Annotated in this window: 20 protein-coding genes; 14 read left to right on the top strand and 6 right to left on the bottom strand. The window is 67.4% G+C overall.

The genetic code is table 11. The annotated features are described in order from the left end of the window. The first annotated feature begins 263 nt into the window (after window positions 1-263). From ACN0WF_RS00395 to purU, 3 genes are all read left to right on the top strand, one after another. On the top strand, window positions 264-2096 hold the full coding sequence (locus ACN0WF_RS00395; RefSeq protein WP_417770784.1) for a tetratricopeptide repeat protein: 1833 nt from the start codon (window positions 264-266) through the stop codon (window positions 2094-2096). Between the two features lie 7 nt (window positions 2097-2103). After that, window positions 2104-3054, top strand: coding sequence for a 4-(cytidine 5'-diphospho)-2-C-methyl-D-erythritol kinase (locus tag ACN0WF_RS00400; RefSeq protein WP_417770785.1), 951 nt, complete (start codon window positions 2104-2106; stop codon window positions 3052-3054). A 201-nt stretch (window positions 3055-3255) separates the two neighbouring features. Beyond that, window positions 3256-4140: a formyltetrahydrofolate deformylase gene (gene purU, locus ACN0WF_RS00405; RefSeq protein WP_417770786.1), complete on the top strand. Its 885-nt coding sequence runs from the start codon at window positions 3256-3258 to the stop codon at window positions 4138-4140. 72 nt (window positions 4141-4212) lie between these two features. Here the strand turns inward: purU and ACN0WF_RS00410 are convergent, their stop codons facing one another. Continuing rightward, a complete protein-coding gene (locus tag ACN0WF_RS00410; RefSeq protein WP_417771202.1) occupies window positions 4213-5229 on the bottom strand; it encodes a polyprenyl synthetase family protein in 1017 nt (338 codons plus the stop codon). Between the two features lie 283 nt (window positions 5230-5512). On the opposite strand from ACN0WF_RS00410, the gene ACN0WF_RS00415 reads away from it, so the two are divergent. Both ACN0WF_RS00415 and ACN0WF_RS00420 read left to right on the top strand, forming a co-directional pair. Further along, window positions 5513-5779, top strand: a complete 267-nt coding sequence (locus ACN0WF_RS00415; protein WP_417770787.1) for a DUF2007 domain-containing protein — start codon at window positions 5513-5515, stop codon at window positions 5777-5779. Continuing rightward, window positions 5776-6594, top strand: coding sequence for a tRNA1(Val) (adenine(37)-N6)-methyltransferase (locus ACN0WF_RS00420; protein WP_417770788.1), 819 nt, complete (start codon window positions 5776-5778; stop codon window positions 6592-6594). Before ACN0WF_RS00415 ends, ACN0WF_RS00420 begins: the two co-directional genes overlap by 4 nt. A gap of 17 nt (window positions 6595-6611) precedes the next feature. Here ACN0WF_RS00420 and ACN0WF_RS00425 read toward each other — a convergent pair whose 3' ends face one another. Beyond that, a complete protein-coding gene (locus ACN0WF_RS00425; protein WP_417770789.1) occupies window positions 6612-6881 on the bottom strand; it encodes an usg protein in 270 nt (89 codons plus the stop codon). A 521-nt stretch (window positions 6882-7402) separates the two neighbouring features. Here ACN0WF_RS00425 and ACN0WF_RS00430 point away from each other — a divergent pair. Together ACN0WF_RS00430 and ACN0WF_RS00435 are read left to right on the top strand one after the other, a co-directional pair. Further along, window positions 7403-8338 (top strand): AAA family ATPase, encoded by a 936-nt coding sequence (locus ACN0WF_RS00430; RefSeq protein WP_417770790.1) that lies wholly within the window; start codon window positions 7403-7405, stop codon window positions 8336-8338. 16 nt (window positions 8339-8354) lie between these two features. Further along, entirely contained in the window at window positions 8355-9584 is a 1230-nt protein-coding gene (locus ACN0WF_RS00435; RefSeq protein ID WP_417770791.1) for a vWA domain-containing protein, read from the top strand. Here ACN0WF_RS00435 and ACN0WF_RS00440 read toward each other — a convergent pair. From ACN0WF_RS00440 to ACN0WF_RS00450, 3 genes are all read right to left on the bottom strand, one after another. Next, window positions 9581-10597, bottom strand: coding sequence for a P1 family peptidase (locus ACN0WF_RS00440; RefSeq protein ID WP_417770792.1), 1017 nt, complete (start codon window positions 10595-10597; stop codon window positions 9581-9583). The two genes, ACN0WF_RS00435 and ACN0WF_RS00440, sit on opposite strands and share 4 nt — an antisense overlap. 52 nt (window positions 10598-10649) lie before the next feature. Beyond that, window positions 10650-11186 carry a flavin reductase family protein gene (locus tag ACN0WF_RS00445; protein ID WP_417770793.1) on the bottom strand — a complete coding sequence of 179 codons (537 nt, stop codon included), beginning with the start codon at window positions 11184-11186 and terminating at the stop codon, window positions 10650-10652. Window positions 11187-11259: 73 nt separating this feature from the next. Continuing rightward, window positions 11260-12168: a LysR substrate-binding domain-containing protein gene (locus ACN0WF_RS00450; protein WP_417770794.1), complete on the bottom strand. Its 909-nt coding sequence runs from the start codon at window positions 12166-12168 to the stop codon at window positions 11260-11262. A gap of 418 nt (window positions 12169-12586) precedes the next feature. Between ACN0WF_RS00450 and ACN0WF_RS00455 the strand changes: the two genes are divergently transcribed. The 7 genes from ACN0WF_RS00455 (at window position 12587) to ACN0WF_RS00485 (ending at window position 18972) form a co-directional block, all read left to right on the top strand. After that, window positions 12587-13522, top strand: coding sequence for an ABC transporter permease subunit (locus ACN0WF_RS00455; protein ID WP_417770795.1), 936 nt, complete (start codon window positions 12587-12589; stop codon window positions 13520-13522). Between the two features lie 4 nt (window positions 13523-13526). Continuing rightward, window positions 13527-14852 carry a high-affinity branched-chain amino acid ABC transporter permease LivM gene (gene livM / locus ACN0WF_RS00460; RefSeq protein WP_417770796.1) on the top strand — a complete coding sequence of 442 codons (1326 nt, stop codon included), beginning with the start codon at window positions 13527-13529 and terminating at the stop codon, window positions 14850-14852. Then, window positions 14849-15694 (top strand): ABC transporter ATP-binding protein, encoded by an 846-nt coding sequence (locus ACN0WF_RS00465; RefSeq protein ID WP_417770797.1) that lies wholly within the window; start codon window positions 14849-14851, stop codon window positions 15692-15694. The genes livM and ACN0WF_RS00465 overlap by 4 nt, the downstream gene beginning before the upstream one ends. Next, the gene (locus ACN0WF_RS00470) at window positions 15691-16422 is read left to right on the top strand and encodes an ABC transporter ATP-binding protein (RefSeq protein ID WP_417770798.1); all 732 of its coding nucleotides are present in this window, start codon (window positions 15691-15693) and stop codon (window positions 16420-16422) included. The genes ACN0WF_RS00465 and ACN0WF_RS00470 overlap by 4 nt, the downstream gene beginning before the upstream one ends. A 153-nt stretch (window positions 16423-16575) precedes the next feature. Further along, window positions 16576-16941, top strand: a complete 366-nt coding sequence (locus tag ACN0WF_RS00475) for a DUF6867 family protein (protein ID WP_417770799.1) — start codon at window positions 16576-16578, stop codon at window positions 16939-16941. 202 nt (window positions 16942-17143) lie between these two features. After that, window positions 17144-18247, top strand: coding sequence for a branched-chain amino acid ABC transporter substrate-binding protein (locus ACN0WF_RS00480; protein ID WP_417770800.1), 1104 nt, complete (start codon window positions 17144-17146; stop codon window positions 18245-18247). A gap of 227 nt (window positions 18248-18474) precedes the next feature. Next, window positions 18475-18972, top strand: a complete 498-nt coding sequence (locus ACN0WF_RS00485; RefSeq protein ID WP_417771203.1) for a L,D-transpeptidase — start codon at window positions 18475-18477, stop codon at window positions 18970-18972. Window positions 18973-18993: 21 nt separating this feature from the next. Here ACN0WF_RS00485 and ACN0WF_RS00490 read toward each other — a convergent pair whose 3' ends face one another. Further along, window positions 18994-22509 carry an indolepyruvate ferredoxin oxidoreductase family protein gene (locus ACN0WF_RS00490; protein WP_417770801.1) on the bottom strand — a complete coding sequence of 1172 codons (3516 nt, stop codon included), beginning with the start codon at window positions 22507-22509 and terminating at the stop codon, window positions 18994-18996. Window positions 22510-22634: the final 125 nt, after the last annotated feature.

Genomic DNA, 22634 nt, shown 5'->3' on the forward strand with positions numbered 1-22634 from the left:
CGCGCCCGTTTTTTTTGCCGGAGCCGGTACCACTCCGGACGCCTTCCCCTTAAATGATGCAGTGCGAGAAACAAAGGACTTTCGGACCTTCGAACGGGTTCCCGACAGGCTTTCGCCGCACTGCAATATACTTTGCCGGGGGAGCGGGCGCGCGCTGCCCTCCCCGTTTCCTGCCCACTTCCGCAAGGGCGACAAGGCACTGTCGCGAGGCCTGCTTGCGGCGCAGACACATAAAGGCCATCCTCATGGAGAAAATTCACGCCATGACTCGCCTGAACCCGCGTGCCAGCAGAGGCAGCCAGTCCGACACAATGATGCGACGCCTTTTCAGAAACACCGCCCTTTCCCGCGGCCTTCTCGCCGCAACGGCACTCGCCCTCGTCTCCGCTGCCGCGACACCGGCGCTATCGGAAACGGACGCCGCCGCCAGCATCATCGCTGAAAGCGGGACCGCAGACGGTCTTCCCGTAACGCTGAGCGGCAGCTACCTGTCCGGTCGGCTCGCCGGGCAGACCAACGACCTTGCAAATGCCGCCGCCTTCTTCGCCGAGGCGCTGGAGGCGGATCCCGGCAACACGTTCCTGCTCGACCGGGCGTTCGTGCTGCAGCTCGCCAACGGCAACATCGAAGAGGCCCTCGACCTGGCCGAACGGCTGCGCAGCGAACAGCCCGACCATTTCGTCGCCGGCCTGTTGCTTGCTGCCGACGCGCTGAGGCACGGCAAACCAGTCGAAGCCGACAAGCTCCTCGCAAAGGGCGGACGCGGCCCGCTTGCCGAACTTGCCGGCGGTCTTGTCGCCGCCTGGGCCAAGGAGGCCGAGGGCAACACCGACGCGGCGCTTGCGCAGGTCTCCAGCCTCGACGGCCCGTCCTGGTTCACCGTTTTCCTCACCTATCACGCCGGCCTGATCCAGGATCATGCCGGGCGCACCAAGGACGCGCTGGAAAACTTCCGCGCCGCCTATGACACCGACAAGGGAGCGCTGCGCGTCGTCGACGCCTATGCCCGCTCCCTGGCCAAGAACGGCCAGAAGGACGAGGCCCTCAAGGTCCTGGCCGAATACGACCGCGTCCTCCCCGACCATCCGGTGATGAGGGCGACGCGCAAGGCTCTGGAAAGCAACGAGAAGATCGGGCCGATCGCTGGCGATGCCAAGGTCGGTTCGGCCGAGGTTCTCTATGGCCTCGGCGCGGCGATCGGACGGGACGGCGGCGAGGAACTCGCGGCCGTTTTCCTCCAGCTCGCACTGCATCTCGACCCCAAGGCGGATGTTGCCGCGGTGGCGCTCGCCGGCCTCTTCGACCGGCTCGGGCGCTTCGAGCGTTCGATCGGCATCCTGGAGAATCTCTCCCCCGATTCGCCGCTCAAGCGTGACGCCGAGATCCAGATCGCCCTGAACTACAACGCTCTGGAGGATCTCGAACAGTCCCGCGCCCATCTGGAGGCGCTGGTTGCTAAGGATCCGACCCAATATGAGGCCGTGGTCGCGCTCGGCAACGTGCTGCGCTCGCACAAGCTCTTCGCCGAATGCGAGGAAGCCTATTCCCGTGGCATCGACACGATCGACAAGCCCGAGGAAAAGCACTGGACGATCTTCTACTTCCGCGGCATCTGCCGAGAACGGCAGAACAAGTGGGATGCCGCCGAGGCGGATCTGGGCAAGGCGCTGGAGCTCTCGCCCGACCAGCCTCTGGTGCTCAACTATCTCGGCTATTCGCTCGTCGACCGTGGGCTGAAGCTGCCCGAGGCGCTGGAGATGATCCGCACCGCCGTCGAGCTGCGGCCCAAGGACGGCTATATCGTCGACAGTCTCGGCTGGGTCTATTTCCGCCTCGGTCGCTACGACGAGGCGGTTGTCGAGCTTGAGCGTGCGGTCGAGCTGCGCCCCGAGGATCCGGTGATCAACGATCACCTTGGTGACGGCTACTGGATGGTCGGGCGCAAGCTGGAGGCCCGCTTCCAGTGGAACCACGCCCGCGACCTCGGTGCCGAGCCGGACGATCTGGTCACCATCCTCGACAAGATCGAGAACGGACTGAAGCTGCCGCAAGGCACGCCGGCGGCCCATGTCGAGCCGAAGAAGAACGGCGGCTGATCCTCTCGTGACGCCGGCTTGCGGGGGAAATCCCCCCCAGTTCACCACACCGGACCTCGCCCGCCTCGCGCGGGCGAAGGTCAATTACGCCCTGCACGTCACCGGACGGCGCGAGGACGGTTATCACCTGATAGAAAGCCTCGTCGCTTTTCCGCGCGTCGGCGACAAGGTGGCGCTCGTGCCCGCCGGCGAGGCGGGCGCCCCCCGCTCCCCGCTTGGCGGAATGGCTCTGTCGGGACGGTTCTCCGATGCACTGGAGGCGGCCGGCGGCGCGGCCGACAATCTGGTCCTGCGGGCCGCCGAAGCCCTGCTTGCCACGCTCGAGACGGGCGCGCGCGAGGCGGTGCGACCCTTTCTCATCCGGCTCGAAAAGAACCTGCCGGTCGCAGCCGGCATCGGTGGCGGCTCGGCCGATGCCGCCGCCACTCTTCTCCTTCTGCGTGACGCCCTGTCCCCCACCCTGCCGGATGAAACGCTGCTTTCGCTCGGCGAGCGGCTCGGCGCCGATGTTCCCATGTGCATTTCCGGCCGGCCGGCGCTCGTTGCCGGGATCGGCGAACGGATCGCACCGCTCCCCGGCCTGCCGGCGCACGCGCTGGTCCTGGTCAATCCGGGGGTTCCGGTCGCCACTCCGGCCGTCTTTTCCTCGCTCGCGCGGCGCGACAATCCCCCTCTTCCATCGCTCCCTCAAGGGGGCTTCGCCACCCTGGGGGACCTTTGCGGCTGGTGCCGGCAGGCGCGCAACGATCTGGAGACCCCGGCGCTGCGCGTCGCGCCTCAGATAGCCGGCGTTCTCGAACGGCTCGCAGACGCCGACGGCGTGCACCTTGCCCGCATGTCCGGATCCGGGGCGACCTGCTTCGCGATTCTCGACAACCTCGATCAGGCGACGCGTCTTGCCCGCGACATTTCGCGCGACCAGCCCGATTGGTGGGTCGTGGCCGCCCCCGTCGACTGAGGCTTTTCCGGACCGGGAAGCCCGCGTTTTGTCCCCGATCCGCAACGTCAGCGGGGCAAGGTCGGATTTTTATCGTTTCGCGACGCTTTTCCCGGTGGTACCGCCATCCGCGAATGCCAAGACTCGCCGAGGTGCTATACCTCGCGCAACCGCACTGCGAGACCGGCCGCCGGGCCGCCTCCAACCACCGGATGACCGTTCATGACCGCCTTCGCCCTGACCGTGACATGCGCTTCCCGGCGCGGGATCGTCGCCGCCATCTCGACCTTCCTGGCCGATCATGGCTGCAACATCACCGACAGTGCCCAGTTCGATGATCGCGAGACAGGCCGGTTCTTCATGCGGGTCAGCTTCAACGCCGAGACCGGGGCAACCCTGGAAGAGCTTCAGGACGGATTTGCCAAGCGCGCGCAGACGTTTGAGATGGACTACGCCTTCCACGACGAGCACGCGCGGATGAAGGTCCTGATCATGGTGTCGCGATTCGGACACTGTCTGAACGACCTGCTCTACCGCTGGCGGATCGGCGCGCTGCCGATCGACATCGTCGGGGTGATCTCCAACCACCTCGAGTATCAGAAGGTCGTCGTCAACCACGACATTCCCTTCCACTACATCAAGGTAACGCGAGCCAACAAGACCGAGGCCGAGGCCCGCCAGCTCGCGATCATCGACGAGACCGGCGCCGAGCTCATCGTTCTTGCCCGCTACATGCAGGTCCTGTCAGAGGAAATGTGCGCGCGCATGGAAGGGCGGATCATCAACATCCACCACTCCTTCCTGCCAAGCTTCAAGGGCGCCAATCCCTACAAGCAGGCCTTCGAGCGCGGCGTGAAGCTGATCGGCGCGACGTCGCACTACGTCACCACGGATCTCGACGAGGGCCCGATCATCGAGCAGGACACGGTGCGCGTCACCCATGCCCAGTCGCCCGAGGATTACGTCTCTCTCGGCCGCGACGTGGAGAGCCAGGTTCTGGCCCGCGCCATCCACGCCCACATCCATCGCCGGGTCTTTCTCAACGGCAACAAGACCGTCGTCTTCCCGGCGAGCCCGGGCAGCTACGCCTCCGAGCGCATGGGCTGAGAAGCGACGCAAAAAAAGCGCCCGGCCGTGCATTTCCTGCAAGCCGGGCGCTTAAATTTCGAAATTTCGTCCTCAGCTGACGCGCGCGATGCAGAATTCGACGGCCTCGGCAAGCGCGGCGCGGTGCGGCCCCTCGGGCAGCGTCTGCAGCGCCTGCAGCGCCTCGGCGCCGAAGCTGCGCGCGCGCACGACCGTGTCGGCGAGCGCGCCGGTCTCGTCCATGATCCGGATCGCGGTCGCAAGATCGTCGTCGCGCACATCGCGGTCTTCGAGGCAGCGCTTCCAGAACGCCTTATCCTCGTCGCGGCCGCGCTGAATGGCGAGGATCACCGGCAGGGTGATCTTGCCCTCGCGCAGGTCGTCGCCCGTATCCTTGCCGAGATCGGCGGCCGAGCCACCGTAGTCGAGCGCGTCGTCGACGAGCTGGAAGGCGAGGCCCAGCGCCATGCCGTAGTCGCGCGCCGCCTGGCGGGGCTCGCCCTCGATGCCGGCGATCACCGGACCGACCTCGGCGGCGGCGGCAAACAGCGCTGCCGTCTTCGCCTCGATCACCTGCATGTAGCGGTCTTCACTGGTCGCCAGGTTCTGGGCGGCACCGAGCTGCATCACCTCGCCCTCGGCAATGACGGCGGAGGCGGTCGACAGGATGCGCAAGGCCTCGAGCGAGCCGACATCGACCATCATCTTGAAGGCCTGGCCGAGCAGGTAGTCGCCCACGAGAACGCTGGCCTGATTGCCCCAGAGCTTGCGCGCGGCGAGCTTGCCGCGCCGCATGTCGCTCTCGTCGACGACGTCATCATGAAGAAGCGTCGCCGTGTGCATGAACTCGACGCTGGCGGCCAGCCCGACATGCCCCTGCCCGGCGTAGCCGAAGAGCTCGGCCATCGCGAGTGTCAGCATGGGACGCAGCCGCTTGCCGCCGGAGGAGATGAGATGGTTGGCGATCTCCGGAATCAGGTCGACATTGGATCCCGCCTTGTCGAGAATGACCTGGTTGACGGCGCCCATGCCGTCGCAGGTCAGATCGACCAGGTTCTGGATGCCTGCCGGTTCGGACCGGGTCTCGCGCAAGGGAACCACAACGCCCACGTTCAGTACCTTTTTGTCATTGTGCACGGGCGGGACAATAGGTCCGCCCCCTCCATCCGGCAAGCCGTCTTTCGCAGGGACACCGATCACAACGGCAGGCCGATGGCGCGAATCCGCCGGTGTTCGGAGGTCGTGAACACATCGTCTCACCCGCCTCGCCCCCGGACTTGCCCCCGCATCGCGCGCCGGCGGTCGCGTCTTCGCGCCGGACGCGGTAAGCTCGTCCGCGACAATCGGCCCTCCTGCGGGAAAGCGGCCGCCACCCCAGACGGAAGGCCGATCCATGGTTCCAGTCCTGCGCACCAACGACGTGGTGCTGATCTCCTTCGTCGAGGCGCTGCTCGACGAATCCGGAATCGGCCATGTCGTGCTCGACGGGAACATGAGCGTGCTGGAGGGAACCCTGGGCATTATCCCCCGCCGGGTGATGATCGCCGACGACGACGCCGTCGCCGCCGTGCGTCTGCTGCGCGAGGCCGACCTTGGCGCCGAACTCCACGCCGACTGCCTGAAGGCCGCCGACCTCGCCGCCTCCGGAGGCGCGGCATGAGCCTCGCGCCCGCGGCCGAAACCGATGGCCTGTCTTCCGGCGACGTCACCAAGGACGCCTTTCTCGGCGGCCTCGTGCAGGTGCTCCAGCCAAGGCGCGGCGCCGGCCACCGCGCCGGGCTCGATGCGGTCTATCTCGCCGCCGCCGTTGCCGCCGGCACCACCGGCCATGTGATCGACCTTGGGTCCGGCGTCGGCACCGCCGGCTTCTGTCTCGCCGCCCGCCTGCGCGGCGTGAGCGTGACGCTGGTCGACCGCGACCGTCGCGCCCTCGATCTCGCGCGCCAGGCGCTGACGCTTGAGGAAAACGCCGGCTTTTCCGACCGCATTCGACTGATGGAGGCGGATGTGACGGGCGCGGGCCAACTTCGCCATGCCGCGGGTCTTGGCCCCGCCATCGCCGATCACGTCATCTGCAATCCGCCCTATTACGCCGATACCCGCTTCCGCGCCTCGCCGGAAGTGTCGCGGGCCGGCGCCCATGTTCTGGACGGGCGCGGGCTGGAGCCCTGGGCCCGCACCATCACCGATATCCTGAAGGAAGGCGGCACGCTGACGCTGATCTTCCGCGCCGACGGGCTCGACGAGGTGCTGTCGGTTCTGGCCCGCCGCTTCGGGGCAATCGACATCGTGCCGCTGCGCCCCCGGCCGGAGGCGGCCGCGACCCGGATCCTGGTGCGGGCGGTCCGCGCAAGCCGCGCGCCGCTGCGCCTGCTGCCAGGCTTCGTGCTGCACGAGGGCACGGGCTCGGACTTCACCGCAGAGGCCAATGGCGTCATGCGCGACGGGGCCGGTCTCTCGATCCCGCCGCGCTGATTGGCGACAGCGTTGCGTCAGTGGATCGGGAACTCGGCGTCGAGAAGACGCCAGTCTCCCGGCCCGATCAGCCCGCGATGGGCGATCTTCACCGAATGCAGCTTGCCTTCGATGTCGCGCTGCCAGAACTCCAGAAACTGCCTGAGCTCGGGAAAGACCGGAGCCTTGTCGAGCGTTTGCCACAGAAAGCTCTGGAGCAGCTTCGGGTGGTCCGGCATGTGGTAGAGAATATGAGCCGTCAGCAGCCCGTAGCCCTCAAGCTGGCGCGAAAAATCCGATCTCGTCATATCGGAACCTCCGTTACCCTCTCCTAGCGTAAAGTTTCCGGCCACCATGGTTAACAAACCCTGAAGGCTCCGGGTCATCCCGATATCGCCCCTACGGCAACCTCAGCGGCATGACCCTCCACGTCCCTCCCCGTGGCTTGCCCCCACGGCGGCACCCTCCGGTGCCAGTCCCCCCTCCGGAGCGACCCCACCCGGCATCCTCCGGCACCAGCCCCCTCCGGGCGTCATCCCGGGCTTGACCCCTGATCCTCCTGCGCCGGCTCCCCCCAGGCGTCATCCCGGGCTTGACCCGGGACCCAATCCACATCGCGACAGCCGGAGCGGGGGCCGGTGCGCCCGCAGCGGTCCGCATGCCCCGTGCCCGGCTGCGAAGGCTCAGGGAGCCAATCCACGTTGCGACGGGTGGAGGGCCTGACAAACCCGGCCGGGAGGTTCTATGGTGAGCGTAGCGCCGCGCGCGGACCTGCGCGCACGCCACCGAGCCAGGCGGTCGTGCCGCCAGCAAACCAGCCGGAGATCCGATGTCGCAACGTCCCCTGCCCGCCTCCATCGACGAGACCCTGGCCCTGCTCGACGGGCAGGGCTATGTCGGCGACCGCGCGCTCGCAACCGTCCTGCATCTGGCGCTGAAGCTGAAGCGGCCGCTCTTTCTCGAGGGCGAGGCCGGCGTCGGCAAGACCGAGATCGCCAAGGTCCTGTCAGAAGGGCTCGGGCGCGACCTGATCCGCCTGCAATGCTACGAGGGGCTCGACGTCTCGACCGCTGTCTACGAATGGAACTATGCGGCGCAGATGGTCGAGATCCGGGTTTCGGAGGCGTCCGGCGACGCCGATCACGAGGATCTGTCGAAGTCGGTCTTCGGCGAGCGCTTCCTGATCAAGCGTCCGGTGCTGCAAGCGCTGGAACCGTCGCTTTCCGGCCCGCCCGTGTTGCTGATCGACGAGCTCGATCGCGCCGACGAGGCCTTCGAGGCCTTCCTGCTGGAAGTCCTGGCCGACAATCAGGTGACGATCCCCGAACTCGGCACCATTCGTGCCGAGGAGCCCCCCATCGTCATCATCACCACGAACCGCACCCGCGAGATCCACGACGCGCTGAAGCGCCGCTGCCTCTACCACTGGGTCGACTATCCCGATGCCGCGCGCGAACTCGCCATCGTCCGGCGCAAGGTGCCCGGCGCGGCCGAGCGGCTGGCGGGGGAAGTCGTCGCCTTCGTGCAGGCGCTCAGGGCCAACGAGGATCTCTTCAAGCAGCCCGGCGTCGCCGAGACCCTCGACTGGGCGACGGCGCTCACCGAGCTGAACGAGATCGCGCTCGATCCCGACATGGTGTCCGATACGCTGGGCGTGCTGCTGAAATACCAGGACGACATCGAGCGCGTACGCGGGTCGAGGGCACGACAGATCATCGACGACATCCGCCGCGAGCACGACCGCGCCCTGGCCGACACCGAGTGACGGCGCCCCTGCATCGATGACGACACCGGCAGAAAGCGACGCCCCGCGCGGGCGCATCACCGAGAACATCGTGCATTTCGCGCGCACCCTGCGGCGCGCCGGCATGCCCGTGGGGCCCGCCAGCGTCGTCGACGCGGTGCGCGCCGTCGAGGTTGCCGGCATCCGCAACCGGGACGACCTCTACTGGACGCTGCATGCCGTCTTCGTGCGCAAGCGCGACCAGCGCGCCGTCTTCGACGAAGCCTTCCGCATCTACTGGAAGTCGCGCGGGCTCGTCGAGAAGCTGCTGTCGATCCTGTCGCCCGTGGCCCCGCCGCGCGGCGAGCCGGACAAGCCGAAGGCCGCCCAGACCCGTGTCGCACAGGCGTTCCAGGCGACCCGGGAGCGCCGCCGGGAGGACGAGCGCGAGGAGATGGAGATCGACGCGCGCTTCACCGCATCGGGCCGTGAGGTGCTGCAGCGCAAGGACTTCGCCCAGATGAGCGCGCAGGAAATCGCCACCGCCAAGGCGGCGCTGCGCCGCATGGTGCTGCCGATGGAGAAGGTGCGCCGGCGGCGGCTTGTCGCCGCGCCGCGCGGGCGCATTGACCCGCGCAAGACCCTGCGCGCCTCGCTGCGCACCGGCGGTGACATGATCGACCTGCGCCACCGCAGGCCGGAGGAGAAGCGCCCGCCCATCGTGGCGCTTTGCGACATTTCCGGCTCCATGAGCCAGTACACCCGCATCCTGCTGCATTTCCTGCATGCGCTGACGGAGGAGCGGCGCAACGTCCACACGTTCCTGTTCGGCACCCGGCTGACCAACGTCACCCGGCAGTTGCGCATGAAGGACCCGGACGAGGCGCTGATCGCCTGCACCGACGGGGTGGAGGACTGGTCGGGTGGCACGCGGATCGCCACCGCGCTCGCCGACTTCAACCGCCACTGGTCCCGCCGGGTGCTCTCGGGCGGGCCGATCGTGCTGCTGGTCACCGACGGGCTCGAGCGCGACACCGACGAAGACCTCGCCCGCGAGATCGACCGGCTGCACCGCTCCTGCCGCCGGCTGATCTGGCTGAACCCGCTCCTGCGCTTCGACCGGTTCGAGGCGCGCGCGCGCGGCGTGCGGGCCATGCTGCCGCATGTGGACGAGTTCCGCGCGGTTCACTCGCTGGAGGCCGTGGAAGACCTGTGCAAGGCGCTGTCCGGCTCGGCGCGCACGCTCACCGCCGCAACCGATCCGCGCCGCTGGCTGCGCGGCGGCTAGGGCTGCGGGCCCCGGCCCGCCGGCGCCGCGAAGGTCTCCGCCCATGTCGGCAGGACGTCGCCGGGGGCCCGGGTCGCGGCGAACACCGCACGGGCAATCGCCCGGCTCATCACGGCCGCCGCCGTCGCCCCCGCCTCGATGGCGTCGGCCATCGGCTCAGCCGATTTCACCCGCGCCGTCGATGCGGCGAAGACCAGATCGCCGTCAAGCGCGGTGTGCGAGGGCCACAGCGCCCGGGCATAGCCGTCATGGGCCATGACCGCGAGGCGCTTCAGTTCCGCCTTGGTGAGATCGAGATCGGTCGCGACGATGCCGATGGTGGTGTTGGCCCCCTCGCGCACCGCGTCGAACTTGGTGCGGATGCGGTCGAGGCCGTCGGCCCGGACCGGCAGACCGAGGCCGCCGAACTCACGCTCCCTCTCGAAGGGGGCGGCCCAGAAATGCGGCCCCTCGCCCATGGTCGCCGACCCCAGCGCGTTGACGGCGACGAGCGCGCCGACGGTCGCTCCGTTCGAAAGCCGCGCCGAGGCGGAACCGAGCCCGCCCTTGAAGGTGGCCGTGGTGCACCCCGTGCCCGCACCGGCGCTGCCGAGGGGAAAGTCGCGCGCCGCCGCGCCAAGCGCCTGCCGCCCGAGCGCGCCATAGGGATTGCCGTCGCCCCAGTCCTTGTCGCCGCCATTGGCGAGGTCGAAGAGGATCGCGCCGGGCACGATGGGCACCCGCACCGGGCCAACGGCAAAACCGCGGCCCGCCGCCCTCAGCGCCATCTGCACGCCGGAGGCGGCATCGAGACCGAAGGCCGAGCCCCCAGACAGCACCAGCGCGTCAACCGCATCAACGGTGAACTCAGGCTCCAGCAGGGTCGTGTCGCGGGTCCCCGGCGCCCCGCCCAGAACGGCAACGGAGGCACGCAACGGCGCATCCGGGACAAGCACGGTGACGCCCGATTTCAGGCGCGCGTCCTCGGCATTGCCCACCAGAAGGCCGGGCACATCGGTGATCAGGTTCAGCAAGGCGTCTGGCTCCCGGCATGAGGAAAAGGGCGAACCGGCGGGCGGACCTGCCTCAGATGCGGTGGTAGGCGCGGTCGAGATAGATCAGCGCCGGACCGCGGTCGCCGAGCGACAGGGCGACGACCTCGCCAAAGATGACGGAATGGGTTCCGACCTCGGTGATTTCGGTGACGCGGCAATCGAGGCCGACGCGGGCGGCGGCGAGCACCGGTGTGCCGGTCGCCAGCACCATCCACTCGGCAAGCGCGAATCGCTCGTCGAAGCTCAGACCGCCCTTGCCGGCGAAGGCATCGGACAGCCGCTCGGCGTGGGCGGGGAGCGTGTTGATGGCGAAGACGCCGTTTTCCTTGATGGCGGCGTTGATGCGTGCCTGGCGGTTGACGCAGACCAGGATCGAGGGGGGCGAATCCGAGACCGAGGTCACCGCCGAAACGGTGGTGCCGCAGCGTCCGCTCGCGCCATCGGTGGTGGCGATATGCACCGCCGAGCCGAGCCGGCTCATTGCCTCGCGAAAGGCGGCGGCATCGACCTCGTCGGCGACCGGGCGCGGATCGGCTCCGGTCGGTCCGGACACGGGACTGTTCGTCATTCGCGGCACTCGCAGGCTCCCCTCGGGCGCAACCGCCCATCCATGCTTGGGTTTAGGCTATATCGAGGGGGTTTCAATTCCCTTTCTGCACGAGATTGCCCACATCCGGCATCTGCGCGCTCAACCAGTCGACAAAGCGCCGCGCGGCCGGGCTCGGCGCATCGGTTGCCGTCAGCCAGTAACCGCGCCTGCTGGCGCCGATGGTGCCGGTGAGCGGCACCAGATCGCCACGGCCAAGCTCCGCCTCGATCATGGTCTCCACACAGAGCGCCACGCCGTGGCCGGCCACGACGGCGCTGACCAGAAGGTTGAAGTCGTCGAAGACGGGTCCCTCCGACGCCTGCTCCAGCGGCAGGCCGTTGTCGATCAGCCAGTCGCGCCAGTCCTTGCGGGTCTCGTCGTGCAGCAGACGGGCGCGCACGATCTGCTGCGAACGGTCGAAGGGACCGTAGCGGGCCAGATGCGCCGGACTGCAGACCGGCCGCGTGTGCCCCGACAGCAGCCGGATGCAGACGGCGAAACGGTCGGCCGGCGGCGGCGCGTCGTACCAGTCGATGGAAATGTCCGCGTCCTGCGGCGTGCCGTGGAGCGCATAAAGCAGACGCAGGCGCAGCGCCGGATCGACCTCGGTGAAGTCGACCAGCCGGGGAATGAGATAGCGCGTGGCGAAGGACGGCACGCAGGCGATGGAAAGCTCCGTGCGCCGCGCCGCCTCGGCAACGTCGCCGCAGACCTCGCCGAGCCGGGTGAGCGCTGCCTGCATGGCGGCGGCGATCCGCTCCGCCTCCGGCGTCAGCTCGATGCGCCGGCCGACGCGGCGCACAAGGGCCGTACCGAACCAGTCCTCCAGGTTCCGCAGATGATGGCTGACGGCGGCGTGGGTGACGCCGAGTTCCTCGGCGGCAAGGCCGACCCGACCCGTGTGGGCGAGGCTCGCAAGAGCGCGCAGGGCATTGAGCGGTGGCAGGCGGGACGGTTGCATTGTTCGAAAAACTAACCACCTGGTCGGTGAAATTCAATTGTCCCAGCCGTTCTGCTGTGACTTTTTTCGTCATAGAGATATTTTGCAAGCAGGAGGAGGAGTCGGCGGGGGCCGATCTTTCGAAACTCATCCGGCCGGCAAGGCTTGCGCAGGTCGACGTGTCGGCGACCCTGCGGAACAGCGCGAGGTGTGCCACGTCAGGCGGACCATCCTCGCCGTCGCCACCCGGCGAGGATGAAATGTTCGATCCAGCCGCCCAACGGGAAAGATGTTCTTTTCTGGCAGGTGGCAAACGAGGGGAATTGTCTCCCCTTGAGCGTCTTGATAAAAACGGATTTCATTCGTCGTTGAGAATTCTTCGACGCATGCGGGACCGAGAAAGGCAAAAGCCTCCGGTTCATGAGGGGAACACAGGGCAATGGACTATTTCTTCCAGCAGTTGATCAATGGCGTCACGCTGGGGTCGATCTACGGCCTCATCGCCATTGGCTATACGATGGTCTACGGCATCATCGGCATGATCAATTTTGCCCATGGCGATATCTTCATGGTCGGCGCCTTCATCGCGCTGATCCTGGTCATCGCCCTCGGCATCACTGCGGCAACGCCGCTTCTGCTTCTCATCCTGGCGCTGGTTCTGGTGCTGGTCATCGCCATGGCGCTGACCGCGGTCTGGGGCTGGACGGTTGAGCGGATCGCCTACCGCCCGCTGCGCGGGTCCTTTCGCCTGGCGCCGCTGATCACCGCGATCGGCGCCTCGATCGCGCTCCAGAACTTCGTCCAGATCGCGCAAGGGGCGCGCAACAAGCCCCTGCAGCCGCTGATCTCGGGCAACTTCCAGCTCTGGGAAACCTCGACCACCGACGGCTCCTTCGTCGTCCAGGCCAGCTACATGCAGGTCCTGATCGTGGTCACCACCTTCCTGCTGATGGTCGGCTTCACGCTGCTGATCAACAAGACCTCGCTCGGCCGCGCCCAGCGCGCCTGCGAGCAGGACCGCAAGATGGCCTCGCTGCTTGGCGTCAACGTCGACAGGACGATCTCGCTGACCTTCGTGATGGGCGCCTCGCTGGCCGCCGTCGCCGGTCTGATGTTCCTGCTCTACTACGGCGTCATCGACTTCTACATCGGCTTCCTCGCCGGCGTGAAAGCCTTCACCGCAGCGGTTCTCGGCGGCATCGGCTCGCTTCCCGGCGCCATGCTTGGCGGCTTGCTGATCGGGCTGATCGAGACCTTCTGGTCCGGCTATTTCTCGCTCGAGTACAAGGACGTCGCGGCGTTCTCCATCCTCGCCATCGTGCTGATCTTCATGCCTGAAGGTCTGCTCGGACGGCCCGAAGTCGAGAAGGTTTGAGCCGATGGCAACCCGGAAAGATGATCTCCTCGGCGCGTCCCTGAAGGATGCGGCCGTGGGAGGCCTGATCGCGCTCGGCCTGTTCGGCCTGCTGATCGGAATGCGCACCAAGATCGACGTCGGCGGCCTGCAGATCGAATACCGCTGGAGCACCGTGGCCATCGCCGTTCTTGTCGTCTTCGTCGGACGGCTCCTGCTCAACCTCTTCGTCTGGAAGAGCGAGCGCCCGCTCACCGGCATGCTGTCTGCGCTCAAGCCGAAGCCGGGGGCGATGTCCTCCGTCTCGCATCTGGTCGCCCCGCTGCTGTTCCTGCTGGCGGTCGTGCTGCCCTTTCTGCTCATGTACTTCCTGGGCACGCGCGGCTCACGGCAATATCTCGATCTCGCCATCCTGGTGACGACCTACGTGATGCTCGGCTGGGGCCTCAACATCGTCGTCGGCCTCGCCGGCCTGCTCGACCTGGGGTATGTCGCCTTCTACGCGGTGGGCGCCTATTCCTACGCGCTGCTGGCGCATTACTTCGGCTTCTCGTTCTGGGTGTGTCTGCCGCTGGCCGGCATTCTCGCCGCCTTCTGGGGCATCATCCTCGGCTTCCCGGTGCTGCGGCTCAGGGGCGACTATCTCGCCATCGTGACGCTGGCCTTCGGCGAGATCATCCGCGTGGTGCTGCTCAACTGGTACGAGTTCACCGGCGGGCCTGACGGCATCTCCGGCATTCCCCGGCCGTCCTTCTTCGGGCTCGAGTTCGAGCGCGGCGAGGGCGGGTTCGCCGCCTTCTTCGGGCTCGACTACAGCTCCATCCACCGCATCATCTTCCTCTACTACCTGATCCTGCTGATGGCGCTGGCGACCAACTTCGTCACCATGCGGCTGCGCAAGCTGCCGGTGGGTCGGGCCTGGGAAGCGCTGCGCGAGGACGAGATCGCCTGTCGCGCGCTCGGCATCAACACGACGAACACCAAGCTCACCGCCTTCGCGCTGGGCGCCATGTTCGGTGGCTTCGCCGGTTCGTTCTTCGCGACCAGGCAGGGCTTCATCTCACCCGAGAGCTTCACCTTCATCGAGTCCGCCGTGATCCTGGCCATCGTCGTGCTCGGCGGGCTCGGCTCGCAGATCGGCGTCGTCATCGCCGCGGTGGTGATGATCGGCGGCTTCGAGTTCTTCCGGCAGTTCGAGGAGTACCGGATGCTGGTGTTCGGCCTGCTCATGGTGGTCATCATGGTGTGGAAGCCGCGCGGCCTGATCTCGACCCGCACACCCTCGGTCGCACTCGACCGGGGCAAGGCCAAGGGCATATCCGCCGATATGGTTCAGGAGGGCCACGGATGACCCACTGGAACGACGATCCGGTCCTGCGCATCGACCATCTGACGATGCGCTTCGGCGGCCTGGTGGCCGTCAACGACCTCTCCTTCAACGTCGGCCGGGGCGACATCACCGCCCTGATCGGCCCCAACGGCGCCGGCAAGACCACGGTCTTCAACTGCGCGACCGGCTTCTACAAGCCGACCGAGGGGCGGATCTCGATGCGGCGCAAGGGCGGCGACGTTTTCCTGCTCGAGCGCATGCCCGACTTCCAGATCTCGGCGAAGGCGGGCGTGGCGCGCACCTTCCAGAACATCCGCCTGTTCGGCGGCATGACGCTTCTGGAAAACCTGATGGTCGCCCAGCACAACGAACTGATGGTCGCCTCCGGCTACACGGTCGGCGGCCTGCTGGGGCTGAAGGGCTTCCGCAGCGCCGAGCGCGAGGCGATGGACCGGGCCCGCTACTGGCTCGAACGGACCGAGCTGCTGCCGCGTGCCGACGCCCCGGCGGCCGATCTTCCCTACGGCGACCAGCGCCGGCTGGAGATTGCTCGCGCCATGTGCACAAGCCCGGAACTCCTGTGCCTCGACGAGCCGGCGGCCGGCCTGAACCCGCGCGAGAGCAGCGAGCTCAACACGCTGCTGCACTTCATCCGCGACGAGCACGCAACTTCCGTTCTGCTCATCGAGCATGACATGTCGGTGGTGATGGAAATCTCCGACCACGTCATCGTGCTCGACTACGGTGAAAAGATCTCCGACGGCACGCCGGACGAAGTGAAGAACGATCCCAAGGTGATCGCGGCCTATCTCGGCGTCGCCGACGACGAAGTCGAACTGGTCGAAGAGGAGGTGGGCCTGTGAGCGTGCAGAAACCGCTTTTGCGGGTCCGCGGCGTCGAGACCCACTATGGCAAGATCGTCGCCCTGCGCGGCGTCGACCTCGACGTGTTCGAGGGAGAGATCGTGACGATCATCGGCGCAAATGGCGCCGGCAAGTCGACCCTGATGATGACCGTCTGCGGCGCGCCGCAGGCCACCACGGGCCAGATCCTCTACAAGGATCTCGACATCACCCGCATGCCGACCCACGAGATCATGCGCATGGACATCGCGCAGTCGCCCGAAGGGCGGCGGATCTTCCCGCGCATGTCGGTAATGGAGAACCTGCAGATGGGGGCGGCGGTGGCCGATCCGACGCATTTCGATGCGGATCTGGAGAAGGTCTTCAGCCTGTTCCCGAGGCTCAAGGAGCGGCGCGAGCAGCGCGGCGGAACGCTGTCGGGCGGCGAACAGCAGATGCTGGCCATCGCCCGCGCCCTGATGGGCCGGCCGCGGCTGCTTCTGCTCGACGAGCCCTCGCTGGGGCTCGCGCCACTGGTCGTCAAGCAGATCTTCGACGCCATCGCCGAGCTCAACCGCTCGGACGGGCTGACGGTCTTCCTTGTCGAGCAGAACGCCTATCACGCGCTCAAGCTCGCCCACCGTGGCTATGTTCTGGTCAACGGGGCCATCACCATGGCCGGAACGGGCAAGGAGCTGCTGGCGCGCGACGACGTCAAGGCCGCCTATCTCGAGGGCGGACGCCATTGAGGCCGCCGGCCGCGCCCGCCCCTGCCCTTTCGGCAAGGCGAAGCGCGCGGCCGCATTCGGAAATCTCCGCGGAGCGCCGGCAATCCGGCTCCCGTCGGGGTGCTCCCGGGCAAGCGGCACGGCCGCGACCCCGGGCACTGGGGAGAGCCTGACATGGGTTACCTTTACGACTCGAGCCTGACCGGCTTCATCGTGCTGACGCTTTGCCTGGGCGGCACCGCCGCCTGGGCCACGGGGCGCGCCTGCGCGCTGACTTGGCGTCCGCTCTATGTGCTTGTCTGGTTTCTTTTCCTGCTGTCGCTGGGCGTGCGTTTCCTCAATTACGCGCTCAACCACGGCGGCCTTCTGTCCGTCTCGCACTGGCTGGTTGCCTTCGTCTATCTGCTCGCGGTCGGCCTTGCCAGCTGGCGGCTGACCCGCACCGAGCAGATGACGCGGCAGTACCGGTGGCTCTACGAAAAGACCAGCCCCTTTAGCTGGCGCGTGAAGCCGGGTGCCGACGATACGATCACCTCGTGAAAACGGGGCTGGCGGACGCGATTTTCCGTTGCGTCCGCAAGGGTTCCGAAACGCTCGACTTTGTCTGAGAAGCCGATAGTGTTTCGGTACAAGCCGCCATCCACGGGGTGCCGGCGCGGGTGAAAATCCCGCAAGCCAGAGTGGTCCAGCGCCGGCCCGGTCCGGGTTCGGTTTTGCATCTGGAGCAAGGGGAGAACAGTCAATGAAAAAGCTTCTTATGGCGAGTGTGGCAACGGTTGTCGGCATGGGCCTGTCGACCGCGGCCATGGCCGACATCGTGATCGCCACGGCCGGTCCGATGACAGGCCAGTACGCATCCTTCGGCCAGCAGATGAAGGCGGGTGCCGAGCAGGCGGTCGAGGACATCAACGCGGCCGGCGGCATCAATGGCGAGAAGCTCGTCCTCGAGGTCGGCGACGACGCCTGCGATCCCAAGCAGGCCGTGGCCGTTGCCAACCAGTTCGTCGGCAAGGGCGTCGTCTTCGTCGCCGGTCACTTCTGCTCGGGCTCCTCGATCCCGGCCAGCCAGGTCTATTCGGAAGAGGGCATCATCCAGATCTCTCCCGCCTCGACCAACCCGAAGTTCACCGATGAGCGTCCGGGGCCGGGCGTGTTCCGTACCTGCGGCCGCGACGACCAGCAGGGCCAGGTGGCCGGCGCCTTCCTCGCCAAGAACTTCGGCGACAAGAAGATCGCCATCATCCACGACAAGTCGGCCTACGGTAAGGGTCTCGCCGACGAGACCAAGAAGTACATGAACGAGGCGGGCAAGCAGGAGACCCTCTACGAAGCCTACACGGCGGGCGAGAAGGACTACACTGCGCTGGTGACCAAGCTGAAGTCCGAGGGCATCAACGTGCTCTACGTCGGCGGCTATCACTCCGAGGCCGGCCTGATCAAGCGCCAGATGGCCGAGCAGGGCATGGACACCATCCTCGTTTCCGGCGACGCGCTGGTCACCGACGAGTACTGGTCGATCACCGGCGACGCCGGCGCCGGCACGCTCATGACCTTCTCGCCGGATCCGCGCAAGAACCCGGACGCCGCACCGGTCGTCAAGGCGCTTGAGGCCGCAGGCCGCACCGCCGAGGGCTACTCGCTCTACACCTACGCCGCGATCCAGGCGTGGGCCGACTCCGTCAAGGCCGCCGGTTCGACGGACTTCGACGCCGTCATCGAGAAGCTCAACGACGGCGAGTTCACGACCGTTCTCGGCCAGCTCTCCTTCGACGACAAGGGCGACGTGACCCTGCCGGGCTATGTCTTCTACGAGTGGAAAGACGGCAAGTACGACTACCTGAACTGAGCCGCGACAGGCTCCCGTCGCAGCGGACCCCGGTCCGCCGCACACCCCGCCCGGGCGACCGGGCGGGGTTTTTCTTGACAGAAACACTTTCATCAAGGTCAAGCGCGCGCGAATCGTAACCTTAACAGGCGATTGTCACGAAGGTGCATTCAGTCGCTCTCTGCGATGTCGTAAACTCCTCGTTAAGCATTGACGGGAGTACCGACATGCAGAAAGTGGTCTGGGGAATGGTCGCCATCTATCTGGCGATCGGGCTGGCATTCTGGAGCAGCCGCGCGTTCGCCGCGCCGGAGCTCGTTCGCTTTTCCGATACCCGCTTCCAGGCGGGCACGATCCTTGTGAAGAACGGAGAAAAGCGCCTCTATCTCGTCCAGCGGGACGGAACGGCGCTGCGCTACCGCGTCGCCGTCGGCAAGACCGGCAAGGTCTGGACCGGCCGCACCTATGTGTCCGGCAAATACGTGCGTCCGGCCTGGTCGCCGCCGGCAACGGTCTGGCGCGACCTGCCGCACCTTCCCGCCCGCATCGAGGGCGGCGCGCCGAACAACCCGATGGGCGCGGCCGCCATGACGCTGGCCGGCGGCGAATACGCCATCCATGGCACCAACCGGCCCGGCTCCATCGGCCGCGCCGTCTCCTATGGCTGCATCCGCATGAAGAACGAGGACATCGCCGACCTGTTCGCCCGTGTCCGCGTCAACACGCCCGTCGTCGCGGTGAACTGAGGGCGGCGATTGCCGGTCCGCCTATTCGGCAGCCTCGAGACCGGATGCGCCCGCGTCCGGCGCATCCAGACGGGCAAGGAGCGTCGCGCGCTTCGCCGCCGCCTTCGCCATGTTCGCCTCCTTCACCGGCCCGAAGCCGCGCACAAGGTCCGGCACCCGCGCGATCTCGACCAGCAGACCGTAGTCGGCCCGCCCGAGCGAGGAAACGACCCGCTCCAGATCGGCGAGATAGCTTGCAACCAGCGCCCGCTCGCCACGCCGCTCGGCCGTCTTCCCGAAGATGTCGAGCGCCGTGCCGCGCAGCCGCTTCATGCGCGCGAGCAGGCGGAAGGCGGTGAAGATCCACGGCCCGAAGGCGATCTTCCTCGGCCTGCCCGTCTTCGCGTCGAGCGAACGCGCCAGCAGCGGCGGGGCGAGCATCACCCTCACCTTCTTCGGATCGGCGAACTGGGCGGCGAGCTTCTCGCCGAACCCGGGCAGCGTGTAGAGCCGCGCCACCTCGTATTCATCCTTGTAGGCCATGACCCGGAAGAGCATGTCGGCCGCCGTTCGGGTGAGCCTGAGAGCGCCGTTGCCGCGCGCCTCGTCGGCCTGCCGGACACGCGCCACCGCGGTGGAGAAGCGCTGCGCATAGGCCGTGTCCTGATAGGCCGCAAGCTCGCTCTCCAGAAAGGCGATGCGGGCGTCGAGATCCATCTGCGCGCCGGATGCCGGCTCCCGGCCTCCCGGCAGCGCCGAAAGGATCGCCTCCGGCGTCGCGAAGAGCACCCGCCCGGCGCGAAATGCCTTGATGTTGCGCGCGACCGCCGCGCCGTTGAGCGTGATCGCGGTCTCCAGCGCGGCCGTCGACAGCGGCAGGCGGCCCGCCTGGTGCGCCATGCCGACCAGCATCATGTTGGCGAAGATGGCATCGCCCAGCACCGCCTCGGCGAGGCCGGCGATATCGTGGCCGGCGTACAGCGGACAGGCCTCGGCCAGCGTCTGGCGCATGCGCGTCTCGTCGAAGGAAAGCGTCTGGCGCATGACGAATTCCGCCGTCGGCGCGACACGCGCATTGGCGAAACACGCCGTCTTCTCCCGGTCGATCAAGGCCAGCTGCTCGGCATTGGTGGCCACCACCATGTCGGAGGCAAGCAGCACGTCGAGGCCGGCGGCGGGAACGCGTGGCCCCTCGATGGCGCGCGCGCGCGTCGAGAAGCGCACATGCGAGGTGACCGGCCCGCCCTTCTGAGCAAGGCCCGTCATGTCGAGCGTCGAGGCCTGCTTGCCGTCGACATGGGCCGCCATGGCGATCACCGCAGCCGTCGTCGTCACTCCCGCCCCGCCGATGCCGGCGATGAGCAGGTTCACCGTGGTCTCCAGCGGAGCGATCACCGCCGCCGGCAGAGCCTCCGAGAGCCCGTCGATGTCGAGGCCGGTGACTTCCATGCGGGCAAGCTCCGCCCCCTCGATCTCGACGAAGGAGGGGCAGAAGCCCTTCACGCAGGAGAAATCCTTGTTGCAGGACGACTGGTTGATCCGCCGCTTCTCGCCGAAGGGCGTCGCCAGCGGCTCGACCGAAAGGCAGTTCGACTGCACCGAGCAATCACCGCAGCCCTCGCAGACACGGTCGTTGACGAAGAGCCTGATGTCGGGGTCGGGGTAGCCGCCCTTCTTGCGCCGCCGACGTTTCTCCGCCGCGCAGGTCTGGTCGTAGATGAGGATGGTGACGCCCTTCACCTGGCGCAGCTCCTCCTGCACCTCCATCAACCGGTCGCGGTGGTAGACATCGACGCCCGGCGCAAGATCGTGGCGGCCGAGATAGGCGTCCGGCCGCTCGCTGACGACAACGACGCGCTCCGCGCCCTCCGCCTCGAGTTGGCGGGTGAGCTGTGGCACGGTGAGAATGCCGTCGACCGGCTGCCCGCCGGTCATCGCGACCGCATCATTGTAGAGAATCTTGTAGGTGATCGGCACTTTCGCCGAGATCGCCTGGCGGATCGCCAGGATCCCAGAGTGGAAATAGGTTCCATCGCCAATGTTGGCGAAGACGTGGGTATCCCGGGCGAAGGGCGCCTGGCCGACCCAGAGCACCCCCTCGCCGCCCATGGCGATCTGCCCGTCCGTTGTCCGCCCCGGGATCTCGGTCATGGCATGGCAGCCGATGCCGGGGAGCGAACGCGCGCCCTCGGGCACCACGGTGGAGGAGGAATGCGGGCAGCCCGAGCAGAAATAGGGCACCCGCGCGGCCCGCTCCGCGTGGCCCTGCGCCCACATCGCCTGCCGGTTCATGCGCTCCGCCACGGCCCGCATTTCCGCCGTGACCACCGCCTCGGGCAGGAAGGCGAGCAGCGCCGGCACGATCTCGGCGACGGAAAGCTCCAGAACGTCGGAGAGGAAGGGACCGCCCTCCGGTGCGCTCTTGCCCCAGATCGCCGGGCGCGCATGCTCCGGCCAGGCGTAGGCCAGCTCCTTGATCTGCGGCTCGATGAACCCGCGCTTGTGCTCGACGACGAGCAGCCGCTCCAGTCCGCGCGCGAAGCCGGAAACGCCGATCGGCTCCAGCGGCCAGGGCATGGCGACCTTGTAGATGGCAAGGCCGATGTCGCGCGCACGCGCCTCGTCGATGCCGATGAGCTCGAGCGCCTGGCGCAGGTCGCGATAGGCCTTGCCTGTGGCGACGAGGCCGACACGCGGACGCCCGGAGCCGAAGGCCACCCGGTCAAGACCGTTCGCCCGCACATAGGCCCGGGCGGCGGGAAGGCGCACATCGCGCAGCAGCCGCTCGGTCTCGAGCCGGTTGGCCAGCAGCAGCCCCCGGTTGAGGTCCGCATGGCGTCGCGGATCCCGCTCCATCGGCCGCTCGAAGGAGAGCCGGGCCGGATCGACGGAAATGGTGGCGGAGGCATCCATCGTGTCGGCCAGGCAGATCATGCCCGTCCACAGGCCCGAGAACCGCGACAACTCCAGCCCGTGCAGGCCATAGTCGAGCACTTCCTGGATGTCGGAGGGATTGAGCACCGGCATCTCCGCATGGGCGAAGAAGAATTCGGACTGGGCGGGCAGGATCGACGACTTGGCGAGATGATCGTCGCCGGCCAGCGCCAGCACGCCGCCATGCGCGGCCGTGCCGCTGGCATTGGCCTGGCGCAGCACGTCGCCGGCGCGGTCGACGCCCGGCGCCTTGCCGTACCAGATGCCAAAGACGCCGTCGCGGTCGGTGCCCCTGCCATGCAGGGCGACCTTCTGCGAGCCCCAGACCGCGGTCGCGCCGAGTTCCTCGTTGACGCCTGGCTGGAAGACGATGTCGGCGGCGGCAAGATGACGTTTCGCCCGCACCAACTCGGTGTCGTAGCCGGCGAGCGGCGAACCGCGATAGCCGGAGACGAAGCCGGCGGTGTCGAGCCCCGCCTCCCGGTCGAGCCGGCGGCGGTCGAGCGTCAGGCGCACGAGCGCCTGGATGCCGGAGAGATAGACATGCCCCTGCGTGGCGACATACTTGTCGTCGAGCGAAATGGGCGTGTTTCCCAGCGAAATGGCACGGGTGATGGCATTCATGGCGACGGCTCCTCTTCCGCCCGGGCTTCAACGGCCCTCTGGTGCCGTGCGCCCGCTTATCGCGGCCACCCAATATCCTCCGGCTTACGGTCAAATTCTGTGCTATCCGCCCTCACAAAACTCTG

The organism is Stappia sp. (assembly GCF_048268045.1).
GTDB lineage: Bacteria > Pseudomonadota > Alphaproteobacteria > Rhizobiales > Stappiaceae > Stappia.

Bases quoted from the DNA above. Each gene is read 5' to 3' on its own strand.
- ACN0WF_RS00395 (WP_417770784.1), top strand. From the start codon at position 264: ATGACTCGCCTGAACCCGCGTGCCAGCAGAGGCAGCCAGTCCGACACA.
- purU (WP_417770786.1), top strand. From the start codon at position 3,256: ATGACCGCCTTCGCCCTGACCGTGACATGCGCTTCCCGGCGCGGGATC.
- ACN0WF_RS00415 (WP_417770787.1), top strand. From the start codon at position 5,513: ATGGTTCCAGTCCTGCGCACCAACGACGTGGTGCTGATCTCCTTCGTC.
- ACN0WF_RS00420 (WP_417770788.1), top strand. From the start codon at position 5,776: ATGAGCCTCGCGCCCGCGGCCGAAACCGATGGCCTGTCTTCCGGCGAC.
- ACN0WF_RS00425 (WP_417770789.1), bottom strand. From the start codon at position 6,881: ATGACGAGATCGGATTTTTCGCGCCAGCTTGAGGGCTACGGGCTGCTG.
- ACN0WF_RS00430 (WP_417770790.1), top strand. From the start codon at position 7,403: ATGTCGCAACGTCCCCTGCCCGCCTCCATCGACGAGACCCTGGCCCTG.
- ACN0WF_RS00435 (WP_417770791.1), top strand. From the start codon at position 8,355: ATGACGACACCGGCAGAAAGCGACGCCCCGCGCGGGCGCATCACCGAG.
- ACN0WF_RS00445 (WP_417770793.1), bottom strand. From the start codon at position 11,186: ATGACGAACAGTCCCGTGTCCGGACCGACCGGAGCCGATCCGCGCCCG.
- ACN0WF_RS00450 (WP_417770794.1), bottom strand. From the start codon at position 12,168: ATGCAACCGTCCCGCCTGCCACCGCTCAATGCCCTGCGCGCTCTTGCG.
- ACN0WF_RS00455 (WP_417770795.1), top strand. From the start codon at position 12,587: ATGGACTATTTCTTCCAGCAGTTGATCAATGGCGTCACGCTGGGGTCG.
- livM (WP_417770796.1), top strand. From the start codon at position 13,527: ATGGCAACCCGGAAAGATGATCTCCTCGGCGCGTCCCTGAAGGATGCG.
- ACN0WF_RS00465 (WP_417770797.1), top strand. From the start codon at position 14,849: ATGACCCACTGGAACGACGATCCGGTCCTGCGCATCGACCATCTGACG.
- ACN0WF_RS00475 (WP_417770799.1), top strand. From the start codon at position 16,576: ATGGGTTACCTTTACGACTCGAGCCTGACCGGCTTCATCGTGCTGACG.
- ACN0WF_RS00480 (WP_417770800.1), top strand. From the start codon at position 17,144: ATGAAAAAGCTTCTTATGGCGAGTGTGGCAACGGTTGTCGGCATGGGC.
- ACN0WF_RS00485 (WP_417771203.1), top strand. From the start codon at position 18,475: ATGGTCGCCATCTATCTGGCGATCGGGCTGGCATTCTGGAGCAGCCGC.
- ACN0WF_RS00490 (WP_417770801.1), bottom strand. From the start codon at position 22,509: ATGAATGCCATCACCCGTGCCATTTCGCTGGGAAACACGCCCATTTCG.